The organism is Amycolatopsis sp. FDAARGOS 1241, from assembly GCF_016889705.1.
Taxonomy (GTDB): Bacteria; Actinomycetota; Actinomycetes; order Mycobacteriales; family Pseudonocardiaceae; genus Amycolatopsis.
Genome location: NZ_CP069526.1, coordinates 6,252,267 through 6,274,186, shown reverse-complemented (window position 1 = coordinate 6,274,186; position 21,920 = coordinate 6,252,267). Strand labels below are relative to the sequence as shown.

At 71.0% G+C, this 21,920-nt stretch carries 19 protein-coding genes; 13 read left to right on the top strand and 6 right to left on the bottom strand.

Features of this window, described 5'->3' with window-relative positions; genetic code table 11:
- Window positions 1–29: 29 nt before the first annotated feature.
- The 4 genes from I6J71_RS30705 to I6J71_RS30690 all read right to left on the bottom strand — a co-directional run bounded on the left by I6J71_RS30705 (window position 30) and on the right by I6J71_RS30690 (window position 5,307).
- Window positions 30–917 (bottom strand): MarR family winged helix-turn-helix transcriptional regulator, encoded by an 888-nt coding sequence (locus I6J71_RS30705; protein ID WP_204090052.1) that lies wholly within the window; start codon window positions 915–917, stop codon window positions 30–32.
- A gap of 95 nt (window positions 918–1,012) precedes the next feature.
- Window positions 1,013–1,972 carry a chitinase gene (locus I6J71_RS30700; protein WP_204090051.1) on the bottom strand — a complete coding sequence of 320 codons (960 nt, stop codon included), beginning with the start codon at window positions 1,970–1,972 and terminating at the stop codon, window positions 1,013–1,015.
- A gap of 1,259 nt (window positions 1,973–3,231) precedes the next feature.
- On the bottom strand, window positions 3,232–4,563 hold the full coding sequence (locus I6J71_RS30695) for a histidine-type phosphatase (RefSeq protein WP_204090050.1): 1,332 nt from the start codon (window positions 4,561–4,563) through the stop codon (window positions 3,232–3,234).
- A 360-nt stretch (window positions 4,564–4,923) separates the two neighbouring features.
- Window positions 4,924–5,307, bottom strand: a complete 384-nt coding sequence (locus tag I6J71_RS30690) for a hypothetical protein (protein ID WP_204090049.1) — start codon at window positions 5,305–5,307, stop codon at window positions 4,924–4,926.
- Window positions 5,308–5,507: 200 nt separating this feature from the next.
- Between I6J71_RS30690 and I6J71_RS30685 the strand changes: the two genes are divergently transcribed.
- Window positions 5,508–6,743: a diguanylate cyclase gene (locus I6J71_RS30685; RefSeq protein ID WP_204090048.1), complete on the top strand. Its 1,236-nt coding sequence runs from the start codon at window positions 5,508–5,510 to the stop codon at window positions 6,741–6,743.
- A gap of 1 nt (window position 6,744) precedes the next feature.
- On the opposite strand, the gene I6J71_RS30680 is transcribed toward I6J71_RS30685, so the two are convergent.
- The gene (locus tag I6J71_RS30680; RefSeq protein WP_204090047.1) at window positions 6,745–7,206 is read right to left on the bottom strand and encodes a nucleoside deaminase; all 462 of its coding nucleotides are present in this window, start codon (window positions 7,204–7,206) and stop codon (window positions 6,745–6,747) included.
- An 89-nt stretch (window positions 7,207–7,295) separates the two neighbouring features.
- On the opposite strand from I6J71_RS30680, the gene I6J71_RS30675 reads away from it, so the two are divergent.
- A complete protein-coding gene (locus tag I6J71_RS30675; RefSeq protein ID WP_204090046.1) occupies window positions 7,296–8,261 on the top strand; it encodes a YafY family protein in 966 nt (321 codons plus the stop codon).
- 313 nt (window positions 8,262–8,574) lie between these two features.
- Here the strand turns inward: I6J71_RS30675 and I6J71_RS30670 are convergent, their stop codons facing one another.
- A complete protein-coding gene (locus I6J71_RS30670) occupies window positions 8,575–9,189 on the bottom strand; it encodes a TetR/AcrR family transcriptional regulator (RefSeq protein WP_204090045.1) in 615 nt (204 codons plus the stop codon).
- Window positions 9,190–9,361: 172 nt separating this feature from the next.
- On the opposite strand from I6J71_RS30670, the gene I6J71_RS30665 reads away from it, so the two are divergent.
- From I6J71_RS30665 to I6J71_RS30615, 11 genes are all read left to right on the top strand, one after another.
- Window positions 9,362–10,315, top strand: coding sequence for a LysR family transcriptional regulator (locus I6J71_RS30665; protein WP_239154016.1), 954 nt, complete (start codon window positions 9,362–9,364; stop codon window positions 10,313–10,315).
- Window positions 10,316–10,428: 113 nt separating this feature from the next.
- Window positions 10,429–11,781, top strand: a complete 1,353-nt coding sequence (locus I6J71_RS30660) for an MFS transporter (protein ID WP_204090043.1) — start codon at window positions 10,429–10,431, stop codon at window positions 11,779–11,781.
- On the top strand, window positions 11,778–13,508 hold the full coding sequence (locus tag I6J71_RS30655; protein WP_204090042.1) for a dihydroxy-acid dehydratase: 1,731 nt from the start codon (window positions 11,778–11,780) through the stop codon (window positions 13,506–13,508). The genes I6J71_RS30660 and I6J71_RS30655 overlap by 4 nt, the downstream gene beginning before the upstream one ends.
- 9 nt (window positions 13,509–13,517) lie before the next feature.
- A complete protein-coding gene (locus I6J71_RS30650) occupies window positions 13,518–14,807 on the top strand; it encodes an FAD-dependent oxidoreductase (RefSeq protein ID WP_204090041.1) in 1,290 nt (429 codons plus the stop codon).
- 33 nt (window positions 14,808–14,840) lie between these two features.
- On the top strand, window positions 14,841–16,115 hold the full coding sequence (locus I6J71_RS30645) for an aconitase X catalytic domain-containing protein (protein WP_239154015.1): 1,275 nt from the start codon (window positions 14,841–14,843) through the stop codon (window positions 16,113–16,115).
- Window positions 16,112–16,543, top strand: coding sequence for an aconitase X swivel domain-containing protein (locus tag I6J71_RS30640; RefSeq protein WP_239154014.1), 432 nt, complete (start codon window positions 16,112–16,114; stop codon window positions 16,541–16,543). Before I6J71_RS30645 ends, I6J71_RS30640 begins: the two co-directional genes overlap by 4 nt.
- A 276-nt stretch (window positions 16,544–16,819) precedes the next feature.
- The gene (locus tag I6J71_RS30635; RefSeq protein ID WP_204090040.1) at window positions 16,820–17,572 is read left to right on the top strand and encodes an SDR family oxidoreductase; all 753 of its coding nucleotides are present in this window, start codon (window positions 16,820–16,822) and stop codon (window positions 17,570–17,572) included.
- Window positions 17,569–18,339 carry an SDR family oxidoreductase gene (locus tag I6J71_RS30630; protein WP_204090039.1) on the top strand — a complete coding sequence of 257 codons (771 nt, stop codon included), beginning with the start codon at window positions 17,569–17,571 and terminating at the stop codon, window positions 18,337–18,339. Before I6J71_RS30635 ends, I6J71_RS30630 begins: the two co-directional genes overlap by 4 nt.
- Window positions 18,340–18,499: 160 nt before the next feature.
- Window positions 18,500–20,155, top strand: coding sequence for an AMP-binding protein (locus tag I6J71_RS30625; protein WP_204090038.1), 1,656 nt, complete (start codon window positions 18,500–18,502; stop codon window positions 20,153–20,155).
- 8 nt (window positions 20,156–20,163) lie between these two features.
- Window positions 20,164–21,138 carry a phosphotriesterase gene (locus I6J71_RS30620; protein WP_204090037.1) on the top strand — a complete coding sequence of 325 codons (975 nt, stop codon included), beginning with the start codon at window positions 20,164–20,166 and terminating at the stop codon, window positions 21,136–21,138.
- Window positions 21,139–21,190: 52 nt separating this feature from the next.
- The gene (locus I6J71_RS30615) at window positions 21,191–21,820 is read left to right on the top strand and encodes a TetR/AcrR family transcriptional regulator (RefSeq protein ID WP_239154013.1); all 630 of its coding nucleotides are present in this window, start codon (window positions 21,191–21,193) and stop codon (window positions 21,818–21,820) included.
- Window positions 21,821–21,920: the final 100 nt, after the last annotated feature.

Sequence of the window (21,920 nt, the reverse complement as noted above, 5' to 3'; positions counted from 1 at the left end):
AGGTCAAGCGCCGGCGGGTCCTGGGCAGGTCACAGCGTGGCGCGGACTTCCGCGGCGCGAGCCGTGATCGTGTCGAGCACGCGCTTCGCCGCGTCGAGGTCTTCCGGGGCGATGCCCGCGAACAGCTGGTCGCCGGCTCGGGTGGAGTCCGTGGTCAGGCGTTCGACCAGCTCGCGAGTGCCGGGCGTGACGTCGACGAGACCGCCGTCGGCGGTGAGGTGGCCCGCTTCGGTGAGCTTGGTGATCACCGAGCGCGCGGTGTCCGGGGAGGCGATGGCCGACGCGGTGATCGCCGAGATCAGCGCGTCCGCGCTGCGGGACTGGTCGGCGACCGTGCGCAGGACGACGTAGTCGGTGAAGTCCAGGCCTTCGCGGTCCAGCAGGGTCGTGAGCAGGGAACGCGCCGCCGCGGCGGCGAGGTTGAGATCGCGGCCGCCGACGGGTCTGGCTGTGGTCATGGCTTCTTCTCCTCCGGTGGGCTGGTCACCCAGCAGGGTCTGCAGGGTGGCGCGAAACCGGCGGGTCCCGTCGCTGCGCGGGCCGCCGATGTTCGCGGTCAGGTCCTCGTGCAGGTCGCGCACGAGCTTGATGGCCTCGGTGATCACCTCGTGTCCCCGCTCGGTGAGGTCGAGCCGCACGGCGCGCGGGTCGTCCGGGTCCGGGGGACGGGTGAGCAGGCCGGCCTGTTCGAGCGCCCGCGCCAGCTTCGACACGTGCAGCGGCTCGAGTCCCATGTGGTCGGCCAGTTCGCGCTGGCTCGGCCGGACCCCGCGCCGCACGAGGCCGGTGAGCGTCGCGAGGAGCGAGTACTGGGCCTGGGTGAGCCCGAGCGGTTTCACGGTCCGGTCGACGGCCGCCCGCCACTTCAGCGAGAGCCGCCAGACCAGGTGCCCGGTGGTCGGGGTGGTGAGGCGCACGCCGAATACAGTACATGGACATAATGTCCATGGCTACTATCTCGGCGAAGGACGGGGACCCCGTGGTGCGGGGTCCCCGCCGGGTCGTCGGTGCGTCAGCCCCGGTAGCCGGCCACGACCTTGGTGAACGCGTACTTCTCCTGGTCGATACCGCTGCACTCGCCGCCGCCGCCGCAGTCGCGGTTGGCGGCCCAGAACGTGAAGCGGCCGAGGTGGTGGCGGGTGGCGTAGTCGCGGATCGACGTGAAGTTGTCGACTGTGACGGTCTCGCCGGCGTTGTCGGTCTTGCCGTTCATCGACGAGAGACCACTGTGGCGGTACGCCTCGTCGTCGCTCCAGCCGAACGCGGACTTGAGCTGGTTCTCGAGGCCGTCGACCGCCGACTTCGTCATCGCGGCCATGTCGCCGCCGGCGGAGAAGTCGAAGGGCATGACCGACCAGACGTCGACGTTCGCGCCGATCGCCTTCGCCTGGGTGATGAGGCGGCTGCCCCATTCGGTCGGGCCCTGCGGGCTCGTGCCCATGGTGATGACCACGCGCACGCCCGGGTTCTTCTGCTTCGTGATCTTGACGGCGTTCAGGATGCGGTCCTGCACCGTCGCGTTCTCGAATTCGTCGGTGTTCTCGATGTCGAGGTCGATCGCCTTGAGCTGGTAGGCGTCGATCACCTTCTGGTACGCGCCCGACAGGTCTTCCGGCGTGCTGCAGTTCGGCCCGAGTTTCGTGCCGGACCAGCCGCCGAAAGACGGGATCACGTCGCCGCCGGCCGAACGGATCTTCTGGATCAGGGCGGAGTCGGAGCCGGTGAGGTCGCGGTTGCCGTCCCACTTCGGGTTGCAGCCGCCGTCGGACAGCATGAACGCGAGCGTGAACGCCTTGACGTCGGTGGCGTGCATCGCGGCGGCGGGGTCGGTCTGGCCGCCCCACTGGTACAGGTACGGCGACGCGACCACGGGGTCCGGCGCGGCGAGCGCCGTCGGGGCGAGGCTGATGGTCGTGGCCAGCGCCGCGCCCGCGGCGAGCGCGAGCGTGGCCATGCGACGCAGGGATTTCATGGGTCCTCCAGGAAACACGCTGAAACGTGCTGGTGTGGAGCACCTCCGATGCTTGATGCGGCGGGATCAACGCGAAGGGGCGCTCGGTGGGGATGTGTGCCCGCCACAATGGACTAGACCATTGGTCAGTGTCAAGGTCTGGTCGCGGGAGGAAAAAAACCACCGAAAGTCGGTGGTGGCAACGTCGGGCCGTGACGATCATGGGTGCGGCCCGGGGTTCTTTCGTGGCGCCCGGAAACGGGTTGCTGCGGCGGGAAACCCGGCGTGGCAAGGAAAACGGCGCGGTGATCTCGCCGGCGCGGCGAGGGGGCCGTGCCGCGAGAAGAGATCCGCTCCGCCGGCGCTCACACGCGCGTCGCGGCCCGGTCAGCGGGAACGGCGGGCCTTCGAGGCGGCGCGGTGAGCGCAACTTCGCGGCGGGCTTCGCACGGTGGTGCTCGCTTGTGGTGCGGCGTGGTCCCGCCAGAGCGCTCGTCGAGCTGGTGGCACAGCTGGGCGGGTTGGCTGCCGCAGAGCGGTTTCGGTCGGTGGAGCGGAGTTCGCGGAACTTCGCGGACGGTCCCGCTCTCGCGTGTGGTGTGGCGCGGTCGGAGCGGCGACCGGGCGGCTGGTTCGGCTTGGTGTCGTGGGTGCGGCTGGGACGCGCTGCGGGCTGGTTGTCGCTGACAGCTTGGGTTTTGTTGCCGCGGTGTTCGTTTGCGGGGTGTGGCGTGGTCGATCGGAGCGGCGACGCGGTGGCTGGTTGGGTTGGCGTGGTGGGTGCGGCTGGGACGCGCCGCCGGGTTGGTTGGCGTTGGCAGTCTGGGTTTCGCGCTGCGGTGTTCGTTTGCGGGGTGTGGCGTGGTCAATCGGAGCGGCGACCGGGCGGCTGGTTCGGCTTGGTGTCGTGGGTGCGGCTGGGACGCGCTGCGGGCTGGTTGTCGCTGACAGCTTGGGTTTTGTTGCTGCGGTGTTCGTTTGCGGGGTGTGGCGCGGTCGATCGGATTGGCGACGCGGCGGCTGGTTGGGTTGGCGTGGTGGGTGCGGCTGGGACGCGCCGCCGGGTTGGTTGGCGTTGGCAGTCTGGGTTTCGCGCTGCGGTGTCGTATGCAGGGTGCGGCGTAGCGAGCGGGGCGGCGATCGGGCTGGTGTTCCAGGTCTGGCGTGGTGGGTGCGGCCGGGACGTGCCGCGGGCTGGTTGTCGCGGCAGCGCGGGCGGAAACCGAAGGGCTGGCCCGAGAAATCAGGCCGGCCCCGGTTTCCGGGCTGTCGGCGCCAGGTCAGGCGCGGCCGTAGCAGCGCTCGAGTTCGTCCAGCGGGTAGAAGTAGCTGCCGGGGTGCACCGGGATGCACGAGGACTTGAAGGCAGTCTGCTTTTCGTTGTAGAGCATGCGCACGAGGTACGTGTGGCCGTCGCTGTAGAGGTCCCACTGGATGTTGGCCGCCATCGGGGCCACGCGGGCGCCGCGGAACGGGTTGTTCGCGTAGGTGTAGAGCGTCGACACCGGCTGCTGCCGGGTGCTGCCCGGCAGGCCGAGCAGCGTCGCCAGCGGGAAGATCTCCTCGGCGTGCGTGAAGCGGAGTTCGGCGTCGCGCGTGGTGGTGCCGGCGCGCTTGGCGTCCAGCTGCGCGAACAGGTCGTCGAGCAGGCCGCCGGCCATCTTGTACGTGATGTCGCCGCCGGAGAAGGCGGGGCCGTTCTCGTAGAACGACGTCACGTCGTCGAGGTAGCCGAACCATGCGGCCTCGTCGGGCGTGAGGTAGCGGTCGAAGTGCCACTGGCCTTCGCCGGCCAGGTCGGCGGTCACCTGGTCCAGCGCGTACACCGCGTCGGCGGCCGCGATCTCGTCCTTGAACTCCGCGTGCTTGCCGGCCACGACCTCGTCGACGAACTTCTTCGAGAAGCTGCGCTCCAGCACCGACTGCGCGACGGCGTGGGTGCGCGGCTGGTCGGTCGCGGCCTTCTCGGCGGCGGCGACGCGCGGGTCGTTGTCGACGTAGTCGTTGTACTCGACGTTGGACTTGTGGAAGTACAGCAACGTGTCGTCGGTTCGGGTCGGCGTGACCTGCAGGCCGGGCTGCGCCGCCTTGAGGCCCGCCGCGAACTCGTTCGCGCTGTCCACCGTGCGCTGCTGGCTCGACGCGACGACGTCGATCTTCGGCGTGGTGCCGGTGGCCGCGTCGGCGAACAGCGACGGCAGGCGGCGCACCATGCGCTGCGCGGTCGTCCGCATCTCGTCGCGGCCTTCCTGCGTGAGCAGGCCGTACCCGTCGTGGGCGTTGGCGGCGAGCAGCGTCCGCACGTCCGGCCCGAGCTGCCTGCCGACGCCCGTGAGCGCGCCCTCGGACTTCGCCTCGTTCCACAGCGCCAGCAAGGCGTCGCCGTCGTCGCTGTCGGAGAGGGTCCGCGCGCCGTGGCGGGAGACGTTCTCGGTGAACACCGGGCGGAACGACGACGGCAGCCGCTCGTACGAGTTCAGGGTGCCCTGCGGCTCGTACGCGGTCTTGGTGGTGAGGGCATCGGCGTTGCCGGAGTGGGCGTCCGCCGGGAGGGCGAACAGCCCGGACAACGCCAGTGCTACCCCGCCGAGGCCGGCCACAACACGTCTCATCGAGTTAACCCCGCAGTCTGGTCACGGTGGAAGGAGCGCCTAGTAGACAGGGCATCCGTGACGCGATCCGGGCCGCCGGGTGTCGCAGCGGTGAATTCGCGGGTTCCCGGTGAGTGGGAATACCGTGCCGGCTTGGGGATCTTGGCTCCCGCCACCTGGATCGGCGGGGTGAAGGCGCGACGGGCCGCCGGGCGAAGGCCCTCGCGCAATCGCCCGCGTCGAGCGGAGGGTGATCCTGCCGGCCGCACACTTGCTGGGACCGCACGGCGGTGGTCGCCGGGGTTGCCGGCGCCCACCGGGAGGGGGACAGCGCGGCGGTGGCCGGCCGGATCTCTCGGCCGGCCACCGCCGGTGCCCGGATCAGAGGCCCAGGAGGTCGCCCAGCACGCCGTTCTCGTGGTGGTGGCCCGAGGTGCCGGTGCTCGTGGTGCTCGAGCCGGCGCCGTCCGGGCCGGCCCAGTTCTGGCCCTGCTCGAAGCTTGCGCCGCCGTTGCCGTCGGTCCCGGCGGTGGTGTGGTCGTTGCTCACCCCGTCCGGCCCGGCGGTGGTGTTCTCCTGCTGGTCGGACGCGTAGCCACCGCCTCGGCCACCCGTGGCGGCGTGCGTGCTGCTCGTGCTCACGCCATCGGGTCCCGCGGCCACGTTCGCGCTGCCGTAGGTGTCCGCGGACGCGATGCCGGCGGCCCCGAGGGTCAGCGGCAGGGCGATCGCTCCGGCGGCCACGACACGGCGAATGGTCTTCATGGAAGCTCCTCTTTCTCGAAGGTGCGAAGCCCCGATCGGCTTCAGGCGGCCGGTTTTCCGACGCGGGCCCGGCCTGATCGCGCTGGTGCCGGTGATCACCGTCACCGGTTCCGCGACCCATCCGCCCGGACCGCCGAGTCCGAAATACCTGCCCACTTAAGGTGGTGCCGACGAAGCGCGGAACCGGCTATTTTGCCGAAATGGTCGGGGATCCGGCGACGGCCGGAGGGGGTCCGCGGCGCCGGTCGTCCGGCGTCGTCGCGAACTGGGCGCTGTGGCGGGTGCGGACCCGCGCGCTGCTGGCTTTCGTGCTGTGCGTGGACGTGCTCGCGCTCGGGGCGACCGTGCTCGTGGCCGTGCTGCTGCCGCGTCCGCTGACGGGTGTCACGGGGTTCGCGGTGCTCGGGGCGGGCTTGCTGGTGTGCGCGGAACTGTGCCGGTCAGCGGAACGGGAACGCGGGGAGACCTTGCTCGGCCCGGGTTTCGGCACGCCGTGGGTGTTCGCGGGCGCGGTGGTGCTGCCGCCGGTGCCCGCTGTCGTGCTCGCAGTGGTGTCGGGCGCGCACGGGTGGCTGCGCGTGCGGCGCCGGCCGCCGTACCGGCAGGTGTTCGAGGTCGCCGCGACGGCGCTCGCCGTGCTGCTCGCCGGGGCCTTCCTCGCCGCGACCGTGCCTGAGCACCCGGGTTCGCTCGGTGACCTGCGGCTCATGGGCCTGCTCATGGTGGCCGCGCTCGTCTTCGCCGGCGCGGACGCGGTGCTCACCGGTGCTGTCCGGGGCTACCGCGTCGGCCGCTCGGCTGTGCTGTTCGACGTCGCGATGGCCGCGCTGGGCATCGCGCTCGCGTGGGCCGTCGTCGACTCGCCGCTCATCGTGCCGCTGCTCGCGGCGGCGCTCGTGGTGCTGTACCGCGGGAGTGCCGCGGTCACGGCAAAAGCCGGGTCGCCGGCCGACGCGATGACCGGTGCGCTCACCGCGTCCGCCTGTTGGGACGCCGCGCGCGCCGGCGTTCTCGCGGCGCCGGTGTTTTCCGTGCTGGTGCTCGATCTCGACCGCTTCGGCGACGTCAACGACCACCACGGCCGCTCCATCGGCGACGCGGTGCTGCGCGCGATCGCCGGCGCCCTGCGCGCCGAAGTCCGCTCGGCCGACCTCGTCGGCCGCTCGGGTGGTGGCGAGTTCGCCGTGCTGCTGCCCGGCACCAGCCGGTTCGACGCGCTGGCGATCGCGGAGCGCATCCGCCTGCGGGTCGCTTCGACGGCGGTCGCGGTGAAAGCGCCGTACGGCAGCCCGCAGTTCGCGTGGGCCACGGTGTCCGTGGGCGTCGCCGCGCGGCCGGTCGACGGGGACACGCTCGCCGTGGTCTTCGGGGTGGCCTCGATGGCGGTGCGGCGCGCGAAAGCCGCGGGGCGCAACCGGACCGTCTGCCCGGAGTGAGTCAGTCCGAAGTGGACGGAACGCCGATGTCCTCGAACCACAGCTGCGGACGCGTGGCGATGAACTCCTTCATCAGCGCGGTGCACGCGGGGTCGTCGAGCAGTTCGATCCGCACACCGTGCTCCGCGAGCCAGCCGTGGCCGCCGCCGAACGTCTCCGCCTCGCCGATGATCACGTGCGGGATGCCGAACTGGCGCACGAGCCCACTGCAGTACCAGCACGGCGAGAGCGTGGTGACCATGATCGTGTCGCGGTAGTGCGGGCGCCGCCCGGCGTTGCGGAACGCCGTGGTCTCGGCGTGCAGCGACGGGTCGCCGTCCTGCACGCGGCGGTTGTGGCCGCGGCCGAGCAGGGTGCCGTCGCGGTCGAAGAGCGCGGCGCCGATCGGCACCCCGCCCTCGGCCTTCCCCAGTTCGGCCTCCTCGCGGGCCACGGCGAGCAACGCGTGCGGATCGATCTGCATGCGCCCACTTCACCGGCCGGGGCGGCCGCTGGCAAGTTCTCGCGGATCGAGGACCGATTCTGTCCGCGAGGTCTGGCACAGTGAGGCGCATGTACGGAACCTCGGAGCGGCTGCTGCGCCTGCTGTCCCTGCTGCAGGCCCGCCGCGACTGGCCGGGTCCCGACCTGGCCGATCGTCTCGGCGTCGACGTCCGCACGGTCCGCCGCGACGTCGAGCGCCTGCGCGGCCTCGGGTACCCGGTGCACGCGACCCCGGGCGTCGCCGGTGGTTACCGGCTCGGCGCCGGGGCCGCGCTGCCGCCATTGCTGCTGGACGACGACGAGGCCGTGGCCGTCGCCGTCGGCCTGCGCACCGCCGCGAACGGCACGGTGTCGGGCCTCGAGGAGACGTCCGTGCGAGCCCTGGCCAAGCTCGAACAGGTGTTGCCGGCGCGGCTGCGGCACCGCGTGAGCGCTGTCGGCTCCGCGATGTTGCAACTCGGCGGCGGGGGACCGGTCGTCGACGCGGAGGCGCTGACCGTCGCCGCCGCCGCTTGCCGCGACCACGAGCGGCTGCGTTTCAGCTACGCGAACCACACCGGCACGGTCACCGACCGCGACGTCGAGCCCCTGCGCCTGGTCTGCACCGGGCGCCGGTGGTACCTCGTCGCGTACGACCTCGGCCGCGAAGCCTGGCGCACGTTCCGCGTCGACCGCATCGGCGGCGTCCCGCGGCCGGGCTTCCGCTTCACCCCGCGCGAACCACCCGCGGACGACCTGGCCGCGTACGTGTCGCGCCAGATCTCGGCCGCGCCGTACGCCCACCAGCTCACCCTGCGCGTCTCCGTGCCCGCCGACGTCCTCGCCGCCCGGGTGCCCCCGACGGTCGGCGTGGTGGAACCCGTGGACGAGCACACGTGCCGCCTGCGCACCGGCTCCCACCAGCTCGAGACGGTCCCCTTCTACCTCGCGCAGTGGGACTACGACTTCGTCGTCGAGGACCCACCGCCCGGCCTGCTGGACCGCCTGGCGCGCATCGCGGACCGCTTCACCGCGGCGGCGGCCGCGAGCGGTTGAGCGGTCAGGCGGTGGGCGCGCCGAGCGTGCCGGGCTCGCCGCACCGGTAGCGGACGTTCGTTGTCGAGGATGAGTTCGTCATCGGCGTCCGACGGATCCGGGCGAAGCCGGGGGAATCGGCTTTTCGTCAGAAGCCGCCCCAGCGAGAGGGCAGTCTGCTCGCCGGACACCTCGGGCCACGCACCACGGTGTGCCCTGACGGGCGCGCGAGACGCCCGAGAACGGTCCGTGGGCGCCGTGACGCTGATCGGCCGGTGCTGCGGGTTCCGAAAACAGCCGCACCGGGACCGGCTGACGCGGTCAGGCTGAGCGGTCAGGATGAGCGCGCGCCGAGCATGCGAAGCACCAGTTCGCTGTACTCCTTCCCCAGCGCGGAGGGGGTCTGGCGGGTGCGTTCGCTGTACCAGCGGGCCACGTCGACGCCCAGCGAGAGCACCGCGCGGGCGGCCGTGTGGGGGTCGGTGACGGTGAAGGCGCCGGAGGCGGCGCCGGCGGAGATGACGTCGCGGACGATGCGCTCGATGCGGCGGCGCAGTTCCGTGACGATTTCGAACTCCTTCTCCGGCAGGGCGTTGAGCTCGTACTGCACGACGCGCGCCACCGTGTGCCGCCGGGCGTGCCAGGCGACGAAGTCCTCGACGACGAGCCGGATGCGGTCCACGGGGTCCTCGACGTTGGCGACCACGTTCTCGACCAGGGCGAGCGTCTGCTCGTGCCCGCTGCGGCTGATCGCGAACAGCAGCGCCGCCTTCGAGGGGAAGTGCACGTACAGCGCGGCCGGGCTCATGCCCGCGGCGCCCGCGATGTCGCGCGTGGTCGTGGCGTGGTAGCCGCGCTTCGCAAAGGACTCCACACCGGCGAGCATGAGCCGGCGCGCGGTTTCGGGCTGCACGTCGGGCCACAGCTCGGCCGAGAGCGAAGTCGTCATCCGGCGATCCTCCCAGATCTGCGGGCCCAGGCTCCGCGGGCGTGGACCGTCGGCCCATTCTAAGCGCTCGCTCAGCACGCGTCCGGCGCTTCGGTCCGGGTGCGGTCCGAGAGGGGCTCGCCGCGGCGCCGTAAGGTGCACGAATGGCCGGGCGCAGAGAGAGTGGATCCAGGTGAGCCGCCGCACGACGCACCTGGCCGGGCTCGACCTCAACCTGCTCGTCGTCCTTCGGGAGCTGCTGCGCGAGCGCAACGTGACCCGCGCCGCGGAGCGGGTCGGCGTCAGCCAGCCGGCGTTGAGCGCGGCCTTGGCCCGGCTGCGGCGGCACTTCGAGGACGAGCTGCTGGTCCGGGCCGGCCGCGGGTACGTGCTGACACCGCTGGCCCGGCAGCTCGTGCGCCAGGTCGAGGACGTGTGCGCGGCCGCCGAGCAGCTGTTCGCCACCGGTTCGAGCTTCGCTCCCGGCACGTCGGTGCGGGAGTTCACGCTGCTGATGGCCGACTACACACTCGCGGTGATCGGCCAGCCCCTCGCCGAGCTGTTCGAGCGCGAGGCGCCCCGCGCCCGGCTGCGGATCCGGCTCGTCCGTGAGTCGCTGAGCGCGGATCTGCCCCGGATCGTCCGGTTCGTCGACGGGGTGATCGCGCCGCCGATCGAGCTGGAAGAGCTGCCCCGGCTCCGGTCCGCCGAGCTGTTCCGCGACGAGTGGGTGTGCGTGCTGTGGGCCGGCCACGAGATCGGCGACGCGGGGCTCACCCTGACCGACTTGCAGCGGCTGGACTGGGTGGTGCCGTACCACCGTGAGCCGGGGGTGGCCCTGCCGCCCGTGTCCCGCCGGCTCGCCGCGCTGGGACTCGCGCCACGGGTCGCGATGAGCGTCGAGAGCTATCAGGCGGTGCCCGCGCTGGTGGCCGGAACCCACCGGATCGCACTGGTGCAACGCCGCCTGGCCGTCGAGCTCGCCAAGCGGTTCGACCTCAAGGTCCTCGAGTGCCCCGGTGAGCCGGAGGGGATCGTGGAGAGCTTGTGGTGGCACGAAGATCTCGATCCCGACCCCGCGCACGCCTGGCTGCGCGAGGCGCTGCGCGGCCTCGGTGAGCGGTTGCGTGATCATAACCTGGACTGATGCTCAGGATCAGGATTTCTGACTTCCGGGTAACCCCGAGGATTCTTAGACTCTTTCGCGACAAGCGATATATCGCATCGGTGCGATATTCGTGATCGGAAGGAATTCCCTGGATGTCGACGAACGCACCCGTAACAGACGAGCGACTGACACCGGAAGCACGACGATCAGTCGTCGGCGGCATCCTTTCGCTGTTCGTTGACAGCTTCGACATCTACCTGCCCGCGCTCGTGCTGCCGGCGGTGATGGACTACTTCGAACCCGACTCCATGTCGGCCACGACGAAGGTCACCCTCGTGACCGTCATCTTCGTCGTCACCCTGCTCGGACGGCCGATCGGCGGCCCGATCTTCGGCAACCTGGCCGACAAGATCGGGCGACGGCGGGTCACCCTGATCACGGGCGTCGGCTTCACCGTCGTGACACTGCTGATCGGCCTCATGCCCGGTTACGCGACCTGGGGTTACGGGTCGATCGTCGGGTTGATCCTGCTCCGCCTCATCGGCGGTATCTTCCTCGGCGGCGGGTACGCGGGGCCGGTCCCGCTGGCCATCGAGCGCTCGCCGATGCGCCGGCGCGGCCTGGTCGGCGGGGTGATGGCCGCCGGTGCCCCCGCGGCCATCACGCTCATCAGCATCATCCAGCTCGTCGTGCTGGAACGGTTTCCCGACGAGGAACTGAAGTCCTGGGGCTGGCGGATTCCGTTCTTCTTCGGATTCCTGCTCGGAATTGCCTACATCGCCTACTACTCACGCGTGCCCGAGGTCGACCTCAAGGAACTCAAGAAATCGCGGGAAGGAAATCGCGCGCCGATTTTCGAGCTGTTCAGCCGACGGAACATCCGCGGTTTCGGCCAGGTGTTCCTTCTCATGACCGGGATGTGGTTCGCCGCCCAGGTCGTGCTCTCCTTCATGCCCGGGCTGCTGGTCGGGGTGCTTCACCAGAACCCCTCCAACGTCAGCACCCTGGAGATCGTCGCCAACGTCGCGACGATCATCAGCATGATCCTCGCCGGCGTGCTGGGGCAGCGGATCGGCCGCCGCAAACTGCTGCTCGGCTGCGCCGTCGCCATCACCGTCGGCGCGAGCCTCGCCTACCTGGTCCTCGTGCTGCTCGCGCGGTCCGGGGCGGGGTTCCTGCCGATCGCGTTCGTCGCCTTCGTGCTGCCCAACGCCCCGCTCGGGTGCCTGGTCGTCTACCTCAACGAACGCTTCGGCGCCGGGGTCCGCTCCTCGGGCTACGGCAGCGTCTACACGCTGAGCCTCATCCTGCCCGCCCTCTACAGCGTCTGGATCACCGTCCTGCAGACCGTGATGCCGTACGAGTACACCGCGGTGGTCCTGATCGTTCTCGGCGGTGTGCTCTTCTTCGCCGGAGCGTGGATAGGCCCGGAGACCCGGGGCACCGTGCTCCTGGGTGCGCCGGCCGAGCCGGCGGCCTCGCGCGCGGACACCGCGTCCGAATGATCCCGCCCGAAACCCAGGAGGTCACGATCACCAGACCCGAACTGCGCAGCAACCACCCGGTCGGCTCGCCCCGATGGGCGACGACGCGGACGCAGTGGAAGTCGATGGGCTACACCGACGAGCAGATCCGGCGCCCCAAGATCGCCGTGGTCAACTCCTCCTCCGGCCTGGCCCCCTGCTTCTCCCACCTCGACGCGATCGCCACCGCGGTGTGGGATTCGATCGATGCCGCCGGCGGGCTGGCGTTCGAAATCCGGACGGTGGCCCCGACCGACTTCATCATGGCCGCCGGCCGTGGTGGTGGTTACGTCCTTTCGGGCCGGGACTTGGTGTCCTACGACATCGAAGCCGTGGTCGACGGGGCGCAGCTCGACGGGATGGTCTGCCTGGCCTCGTGCGACAAGACCACGCCCGGTCAGCTGATGGCCGCCGCGCGCACCGACGTGCCCACGCTGGTCATCGCCTGCGGCTACCACAGCTGCGGAGCGCTCGAGAGCGGCCGCCGGGTGGACATCGAGGACGTGTTCGTCGATGCCGGCAAGCTGGCGTCGGGCGCGATCAGCTTCGAAGACCTGTGCGCCGCGTCGGACCGGGCCATCACCAGCCCCGGAGTCTGCACCGGCATGGGCACGGCCAACACGATGCACATCGTCGCCGAAGCTCTCGGCATGGCACTGCCCGGCACGGCGCCCACCCGTGCCAACAGCGACACCATGTGGGCGGCGGTCCGGGCTTCGGGTGCCGCGATCATGGCCGCGGTCGAGGCCGATCGGCGGCCCAGCACCGTGATGACGCGGGGTGCGGTCCGCAACGCGGTGGCGGCGGTGATCGCCGTCAGCGGGTCGATCAACGCGGTGAAGCACCTCGAGGCGATCGCCGCCGAACTCCCCGGCGACCTCGACGTGCACGGCCTGTTCGAGGAGCTCGGCCGCCACGTCGGCCCGCTCGCGGCGGTGCGGCCCAACGGGCCGTCGTCGATCGAGGAGTTCGACGACGCCGGCGGTGCCCGTGCGGTGCTGGCCCAGCTCGGCGACGTCGTCGACGGCTCGGTCGTGACGGTCAACGGCCGGACGATGGCGGAGAACCTCGCCGGCGTGGTGGTCGACCCGGCCGTGATCAGAGCCGAACCGATCCGGCCGGAATCGACGATCGTGGTGATGCGGGGCAGTCTCTGCCCCGGCACCGGGATCGTGAAGCTCTCGGTCACCGAGACGCGCGCCCGGGCATTCCGCGGCCCGGCGCGGGTCTACGAGTCGGCGCCCGCGGCCACCGCGGCGATCGAGAGCGGCGGGGTGCAGCCCGGCGAGGTGCTCGTGCTCCGCGGGCTCGGCGTCACCGGCACGCCGGGCATGGGCATGGCCTCGAGCGTGGTTTTCGCGCTCAACGGCGCCGGCTTGAGCGAGCAGGTCGCCTTCGTCACCGATGGGCAGCTCTCCGGGCTCGTCAACAAGGGCATCGTCGTCGGGGAGGTCACCCCCGAAGGCGGGGTCCCCGGCCCGCTCGGCGTGGTGCGCACCGGGGACGAGATCGCGATCGACGTGCCGGCCCGCACCGTCGAGCTGCTCGTGGATCCAGCCGAACTCGACCGGCGGCTCGCGGAGTACCCGGCCACGCGCCCCCCGCAGACCTGGCCTGCCCGGCGCGGTTCGTGGCTCGGTGTCTACGCCGGCGCCGTGGAACCGCTCGACAAAGGCGCGACGCTGCGCCGTTCGTCCACTTCGTCCTGAGGAGTTCTCTTGCCCCACGCACTGACCGAGCTGCGCGTCAACACCGTCACCCGGCCCACGGACCGCTCCGTAGAACGGCTCGAGGCCGACCTCCTCGTCGTCGGCGCCGGGATCGCCGGTCTGACCGCGGCGATCGACGCGAAACGGCTCGGCCGTGACGTCGTGCTCGTCGACGCGCTCCCCGTCCTGGGTGGACAGTGCGTGAACTCCATGATCGGGCTGTTCTGCGGGATCTATGGAAACGCTCCCGAGTACCACCAGCTGACGCACGGGATCTTCGACGAGATGTTCCCGGCGCTGGAGCGCTCCGGCGACCTCGCGTACAACCGCACCCACACCCAGACCGTGCCCTACGACGAGGTGGCGCTGGGCCGGTGGTTCGAGAACCTCGTTTCCGAGCTCGGGATCAGGGTGGTGCTGGGCGCCTCGATCAGCGGGGTCGGCCGCGACGGCGGAGTGCTCGAGCAGGTGGACTTCTCGAGCCGCTACGGTCCGGTCGCGGTGCGCGCGAAGGGATTCGTGGACGCGACCGGCGACGCGGCGCTGGCGTGGGAAGCCGGGCTGCCGTGCCGCGTACCGGAGCGCACGGTGTGGGGATCGCAGCAGATCCGGCTCACCGGCCTCGTCGAATCGGCCAAGCCGGAAGCGGCTGAGTTGGTTGCCCGCATCGACGAGAAGGCCGATGAGTACGGCCTCATCCGCCGCGACGGACTCGCCTTCTTCTTCCCCGGGCGCAACACCGCCGTGATGAACATGACCCACGTGGAGGCACCGCTGACCGCGGTCGACGCGACCGAGGCGCAGTTGCGCGGACGGGCGCAGGCAGACCGGGTCGTCGAGTTCCTGCGCACCGAGTTCCCGGCGGCCTTCAAGGAAGCCTCCGTGCTGGCCTACGGTTTGCCCGGGCGACGGCAGACCCGGTGGCTGGCCGCCGATCACCAGCTCACGCTCGACGAAGTCCAGCGGGGCACCGGTTTCGCGGACGCGGTGGCGCGGACGGCTTGGCCGGTCGAGCTGCACGACCGGGCATCGGGCTACGCGTGGGAACCCTTCGGGCCCGACCACGTCCACTACATCCCCTTGCGGAGCCTGACCTCCCCGGACGCGCGGAACCTGGTCGCTGCCGGGCGGTGCGTCGACGGCGACGCGGCGGCGCTGTCGAGCGTCCGGGTGATGGGCCCGTGTTCGGCGATGGGCAGCGCCGCCGCGCACGCGTTGGACCTGACCCTCGGTGGCGATGTCCACGACGTCGATCTGACCGCCTTGCGCGACCGGATCCGCGACAACGTGGAGGGCTGAGCGGTGGTGCGGCTCACTGACGAAGAGCGGCGGATGCGCGATGGTGCGGAAGGCGACGCGGTCGCGGCGGCGATGGATCTGCTGATCCGGTACGCCGACGCGCTCGGCGCCGAGCGGCTGTGCGAGACCCGCAACGTCGCGGGCACGACGACACAGCCTTCGCCCGCCAAGGAGAAGCTGGTCGCCGAAGGCGGCTGGGCGAAGGCGTTCTCGGTGATCAGCCTCGACTGCGACGACGACCTCGAAATCCCGCCGATGCGGGTCCCGACCTGCCAGCTGCAGCACGGTTTCGGCGAAGACGCCCGCGGCATCATGCCCTACCCCGAGCACAAGATCGACCTGCAGGCGGAGGCCGAGTCGTTCGCGAGCAGCCGTGGCGTCAACGTGCTCGCCACCTGCACGCCGTACCAGGTCGGCAACCTCCCGACCTACGGGGAACACGTCGCCTGGATGGAATCCTCGGCGGTGGTCTACGCCAATTCCGTGCTGGGCGCTCGCACCAACTGCGAGGGTGGCGCCTCGACGGGCGCCGCGAGCTTGACCGGGCGGATCCCGTGCTGGGGCAACCACCACGTGGAAAACCGCTACGGCACGCACCTCATCGAGACGACGCTGGCGATGAACGGGTTCCAGGACTGGGGGATGCTCGGCTACTTCGCCGGCGACGTCGTCCAGGAGGAGCGACCGGTCATCCTCGGCGAGCTCGGCACGCCGGATCTGGCCGATCTCAAGCACTTCGGTGCTGCCGCCGCGTCCTCGGGCGGTGTGGAGATGTACCACCTGCCGGGCCGGACCCCCGACGCGCCGACGCTCGAGGCCGCTTTCGGTGGCCGCTCGATCCCCGCGCCGATCCGGTACGGCGAGGCCGAGCGCCGCGCTGTGTACGAATCGCTCAACTCGATCGGGGAGAGCGAGGACGTCGACTTCGTCCTCATCGGCTGTCCGCACGCTTCGCTGGAGCAGATCGGCCGGGTCGCCCGCGCGCTGGAGGGCCGCACGATCTCGCCCGGGTGCGAGCTGTGGCTGATGACCCCTCGCGCGCTGCGCACGGTCGCCGACCGCAACGGCTGGACCGGCACCATCCAGCGGGCAGGCGGGCGGGTCCTCACCGACTCCTGCCCGGCGATGTCGCGCGTCGCTCCGGAAGGCACGAAGGTGTTCGCGACCGACTCCGCGAAGCAGGCCCACTACCTGCCCGCGATCCTCGGGATCGAGGCGTGGTTCGGCACTCTCGAGGAGTGTGTCGACGCAGCCGTCACCGGCCGGTGGCGCGGCTCGCTCGCGCGCGCCGAGAAGGTGCTCCGGTGACCGCGGCCGAGCAGGCCGGCGGCGTGCTGCTGCACGGCCGCGGCATCGTTCCCGGCCGGGTCGTCGGTGAGGCGCTGGTCTCGCACGAAACGATCTCGGGCTGGGGCGGGATCGACCCGGCGACGGGCACGATCATCGAACGCCGGCACGAACTGTTCGGTGTCTGCTTCACCGGGAAAGTCCTGGTGTTCCCGGGTGCCAAGGGATCCTCCGGGTGGTCGGGCTTCTTCCAGTCCACGCGGCTGCTCGGCACCGCGCCGCTCGCGATGGTCTTCACCCACCTCACGACGAAAGCCGCGCTCGGGGCGATCGTGACCCGGGTCCCGGCGATCACGGATCTCGACGACGACCCGGTGGCGCGCATCGCTACCGGAGACGTGGTCGAGGTCGACGCCGACCACGGGCTGGTGCGGGTGCTCTCGCGCTGACGGGTGACCAGCGGACAAGTGACCCCGGCCGGGTGACCCCGCCCGGGGTCGGACTGGTGGCCTGGTGGGACGCGGGTCCGGCGTCCCGCTCGGGAGCGTGGTTTTCCAGCGTGCGCGAAGGGTCTCGGTCGGTACGGAGCGTGGCCGGGTTCGTCACATCCCGTGTTTTCACGGGTGAGCTCAGGGCCGGTGGCTTGAGTCCGGCCGGATCGCCGTTACCCTTTCCTCTAAGCAAGCGCTTAGCCGCCGTCCGCTGCAGAACAGGAGACCAGTGCTGTGAACTCGTTCAAGGACCGCGTGGCGATCGTGACCGGCGCCAGCCGCGGGATCGGCCTCGCCATCGCGAAGGGCCTGGTCGAGCGGGGCGCGAAGGTGTGCATCACCGCGCGGAAGCCCGAGCCGCTGGCCGAGGCTGTCGCCGAGCTGGGCGGCGAGGACCACGCGATGTTCGTCGCCGGAAAGGCCGACGACACCGAGCACCAGGACGAGGCGGTCGCCAAGACGATCGAGCGGTTCGGCCGGCTCGACATGCTCGTGAACAACACCGGCATCAACCCGGTCTACGGTCCCTCGCTCGACGTCGATCCGGCTGCCGCCGCCAAGATCCTCGCCGTGAACGTGCTGGCGCCGCTCGCGTGGACCAAGCGCGCCCGCGATGCGTGGATGGGCGAGCACGGCGGCGCGGTCGTCAACGTCGCTTCGATCGCCGGCCTGCGCGCGTCGCTCGGCATCGGCATGTACGGCGTGAGCAAGGCGGCGCTGATCCGGCTGACGCAGGAGCTGGGCGCTGAGCTCGGGCCGAAGATCCGGGTGAACGCCGTGGCCCCGGCTGTGGTCAAGACCAAGTTCGCGACGGCGCTGTACGAGGGCAAGGAAGAGGAGGTCGCCTCGGCCTACCCGATGAAGCGCCTCGGCGTGCCCGAGGACATCGCCGGCGCGGTGGCGTTCCTGCTCTCCGACGACGCGGGCTGGATCACCGGCCAGACCGTGGTCCTCGACGGCGGTGTGACCCTCGGCGGTGGCCTGTGAGCGCCGGGGTCGTCATCACGGGTGGTGGCGGCGGGATCGGCCGCGCGCTGGCCCGGCGCTTCGCGGCCGACGGTGCGCGCGTGGTCGTCGCCGACCTCGACGGCGACCGCGTGGCGGAGGTCGCGGCCGAGGTCGGCGGCACAGCGTACGTCGGCGACGTGGCGAGTGAAGACGGCGTCACCAAGCTCCTCGCCTCGGCCCGCGAGACGCTCGGCGAGATCGACGTCTACTGCGCCAACGCCGGCATCGCCCCCTTCGGCGACGAGCAGTCCACCGAAGAAGACTGGGCCCGCACCTGGGACGTCAACGTCATGGCCCACGTCCGCGCCGCGAAGCAGCTCCTGCCCGCGTGGCTCGAGCGCGGCAAGGGCCACTTCATCGCGACGGCCTCGGCCGCGGGCCTACTGACCACGCTCGGCTCGGCGCCCTACTCCGTGACCAAGCACGGCGCACTCGCCTTCGCCGAGTGGCTGTCGGCGACCTACCGCCACCGCGGGATCACCGTGCAGGCCATCTGCCCGCAGGGCGTGCGCACGGCGATGCTCGAAAGCAGCGGCCCGCGCGGCGAGCTGATCATGGGCGCGTCCGCGATCGAGCCCGAGCAGGTGGCGGACGCGCTGTTCGCCGCCATCGACGAGGGCCGGTTCCTCGTGCTGCCGCACCCGGAGGTCGCGGAGTACTACGCACTGCGCGCCACGCAAACCGACCGCTGGCTCGGCGGGATGAACAAGCTGCAGCGCAAGATCGAGCAGCTGCCCGAGGGCTGAGCACTCACGGGCGGGCACCGGTTTCGCGGTGCCCGCCCGTGCTCCTCAGTGCCCCTCTGTGCCCCCCACAGTGGACGACCGCCTCCCGGGTCTTGACGCGTGACCGGGCGGATCTCTAGCGTCGTCATACCGACTGGTCGGTGTCCAAGGGAGGACTCGGATGAGCTGGTACGACGCGAAGCCGTGGGTCGCGAGCTACGACGAGCGCCGCGCCGCCGCCCAGGAGTTCGCGCCGGCCACGCCGCTGGCCACCTTCCGCCGGAGCGTCGCGCAGGCCCCGGACACCGCCGCGCTGGCGTACTTCGACGGCCGCGTCTCCTACCGCGAGCTCGACGAGCTGTCCGACGCGGTCGCGCGCCACCTCACGGCAGCCGGGTTCGGCCGTGGCGACCGGCTCGCGCTGGTGCTGCAGAACGTGCCGCAGTTCGTGCTCACGCTGCTCGCCGCGTGGAAGGCCGGCGGGATCGTGGTGCCAGTGAACCCGATGTACCGCACGGGGGAACTGGCCCACGTGCTCACCGATGCCGGTGTCACGGCGATCGTCTGCTCGCAGCACGCGTGGCACGAGTACGTCGGCGCGCTCGCTGCCGAGCACGGCCTGGCCATCGCCCTGACCACGAGCGAGCTCGACTTGCAGACCCGCGACGACGAGCGCGTGCTCGGCAAGATCCGGCGTGAGGCGACGCCCGGCGCGGCCGATCTGCTCGAGATCGCGCGCTCGACACCCGGCGACCCGCCGCCCGACCCGGGGTTCGGCCTCGACGATGTCGCCCTGATCAGCTACACGTCGGGCACGAGCGGGAAACCCAAGGGCGCCACCAACACCCACGGCAACATCGGGACCAACGCGGTGATCCTCGCCCGCTCGGGCGAGGTCCGCGCCGGTGCCACGGTGTTCGCGCTCGCGCCGCTGTTCCACATCACCGGGATGGTGTGCGAGATCGCCTATGCCATCGAGATCGCGGGCACGCTGGCGCTCGCGTACCGTTTCGAGGCCGGCGTGGTGCTCGCCGCGCTGCGGGAGCACCAGCCGGCGTACATGGTCGGGCCGTCGACGGCGTACATGGCGCTGATGGCGCACCCGGACGTGACGCCGGAGCACTTCGCGTCGTTCGAGGCGCTGTATTCCGGCGGCGCGGCACTGCCGCCCGCGGTCGTGGGCACGTTCCGCGACCGCTTCGGCCACTACATCCACAACGGCTACGGCCTTACCGAGACCACGGCCGGCTGCGTCGTCGTGCCCAGCGGCATGGAAGCGCCGGTCGACCCGGCTTCGGGCACGCTGTCGATCGGTCTGCCGGTGCCCGGTGTCGTGGTGCGGATCCTCTCCGACGACGGGAAAGAGCTCCCGTTCGGCGAGGCGGGGGAGATCGCCGTCGAGGGGCCGATGGTCGTGCCCGGGTACTGGAACCGGCCGGACGCGACGGCCGAGGCGCTGCCCGGTGGCCGGCTGCTCACCGGCGATGTCGGGTTCATGGACGAGCGCGGCTGGGTCTACGTGGTGGACCGCAAGAAGGACATGATCAACGCGGCCGGGTTCAAGGTGTGGCCGCGTGAGGTCGAAGACGTGCTGTACACGCACCCGGCCGTGCGGGAAGCCGCGGTGGTCGGGGTGCCCGACGCGTACCGCGGCGAGACCGTGAAGGCGTACGTGAGCCCGGCGCCCGGTGCGCAGCCGGATCCGGACGAGCTCGTGGCGTACTGCCGGGAGCGGCTGGCCGCCTACAAGTACCCCCGATCGGTCGAGGTGCTCGCCGAGCTGCCGAAGACCACCAGCGGGAAGATCCTGAGGCGCGAGCTGCGCGCCCGATGTTAGGGAGGACGATGGTCGAGACGGTCCGCGGCGCGGTTGAGCCGGCCGAACTGGGCAAGGTGCTGATGCACGAGCACATCTTCGTGTTGAGCCCGGAGTTCGTCGCCAACTACCCGGAGCACGAGGGCTTCGACGAGACCGTGCACGTGCCGGAGGCGATCGCGAAGCTGCGGACGCTGAAGGACGCCGGGATCGACACGATCGTGGATCCGACCGTGATCGGGCTCGGGCGCTACCTGCCGCGCGTGCAGAAGGTCGCCGCCGAGGTGGACCTGAACATCGTGGTCGCGACCGGGTTGTACACCTACAACGACCTGCCGCACTATCTGTCCCTGCGCGGACCGGGCACGCTGCTGGGCGGGGCCGAACCGCTGGTCGAGCTGTTCGTCGGCGACATCACCGACGGCATCTCCGGTACCGGCGTGAAGGCCGGTGTGCTCAAGTGCGCGACGGACGAGCCGGGGATGACGCCGGGGGTGGAGCGGGTGCTGCGCGCGGTCGCGCAAGCGCACCGGGCCACGGGCGTGCCGATCATGACCCACACGCACGCGGGCACGCGGCGCGGGCTCGAGCAGCAGGACGTGTTCGAGGCCGAGGGTGTGGACCTGTCCCGCGTGCTGATCGGGCACTGCGGCGACTCGGCCGACCTCGGCTACCTCAGGGCGATCGCCGACCGCGGGTCGCTGCTCGGCATGGACCGCTTCGGCATCGATGTCTACCTGCCCTTCGAGCAGCGCGTGGCGACCGTGGCGGCGCTGTGCGAGCGCGGGTACGCCCGCAGCATGGTGCTCTCGCACGACGCGTCGTGCTACTTCGACTGGCTCGAGGCGCCGACGCGCGAAGCGGTGCTGCCCAACTGGCACTACCTGCACATCACCAACGATGTGCTGCCCGCGCTGCGTGAACGCGGCGTCAGCGAAGCCGACCTCACGACGATGCTCGTGGACAACCCACGCCGCTTGCTCGACCACGGCGGCGCGTACTGACGGAACGGTACGCTGGGCTTTCTCGGCGGGCCGCGAGGGGAGGGGTGGGGTGGTGACGCGAGCGAAAACCGCTCCCGACGAGCAGGCTGCCGTGCCCCGGCGCCTGCTGAAGCAGGCGACGAAGCTCTTCGCCAAAAAGGGCTTCGACCGCACGTCGGTGCAGGAGATCGTCGAGGCGGCGGGCGTCACCAAGGGCGCGCTGTACCACTACTTCGGCTCGAAGGACGACCTGCTCTACGAGATCTACGCCCGCGTGCTGCGCGAGCAGACCTCCCAGCTCGAACGCGTCGCCTCCAGCGCCGCGCCCTTGCGTGAACGCCTGGCCGCCGCCGCGTCCGACGTGGTCGTCAGCAGCATCGACAACCTCGACGACAACACCATCTTCCTGCAGTCCATGCATCAGCTCAGCGCCGAAAAGCGCAAGATGGTGCGCGCCGAGCGCCGCAAGTACCACGAACGCTTCCGCCGCCTCATCGAAGAAGGCCAGGCCTCCGGCGAATTCCGCAGCGACAAACCTGCCGACCTGGTCGTCGACTTCTTCTTCGGCGCAGTGCACCACCTGGGCACGTGGTACCGCCGCGGCGGCCCACTCTCGGCCCGCGAAGTGGGCGACCACTTCGCCGACATGCTGTTGGCTGTGTTGTCTGCCTCGGCTTCGCCGAGGCGGCGAGATCGCCTTTGAGCCGGCTTCTGGATTCAGCGGTCGGATCGGCCGGCGGCGATCGCACCGCTGAATCCGGAAACCGGCGCGATCTCGCGCTGTGGTCGGGTTCCTCAGTCTG